At 70.5% G+C, this 305-nt stretch carries 1 pseudogene; it reads right to left on the bottom strand.

What is annotated here, in order from left to right:
* Positions 1-16: 16 nt before the first annotated feature.
* Positions 17-305: pseudogene (aspA, locus tag ADK65_RS06830) on the bottom strand (aspartate ammonia-lyase); the annotation flags it as partial.

Genomic DNA, 305 nt, shown 5'->3' with positions numbered 1-305 from the left:
GGTGCGCTCCGACAGGTCAGGCCGGTGCCTGACCGCTGTTGGCGAGGATCTCGGGGCGCAGCAGGCCGGTGAGGGTCTCGGCGGGGAGCAGGCCCTTTTTCAGGAAGAGTTTGGCCACGCCCCCGCCGCTGGCGAGGGCTTCCTTGGCGATGTCGGTGGCGGCCGTGTAGCCGATGTGCGGGTTGAGGGCGGTCACCAGGCCGATCGAGTTCTCCACACTCGCCCGCAGCGCCTCGGTGTTGGCGGTGATGCCGGACACGCACCGCTCGGCCAGGGTCAGGCACGCCGCCCGCAGATGCGTGATC

This window comes from Streptomyces sp. NRRL B-1140 (assembly GCF_001280065.1).
Classification (GTDB): Bacteria; Actinomycetota; Actinomycetes; order Streptomycetales; family Streptomycetaceae; genus Streptomyces.
The sequence above is the reverse complement of the archived record's forward strand: the minus strand, read 5'-3'. Positions and strand labels throughout refer to the sequence as shown.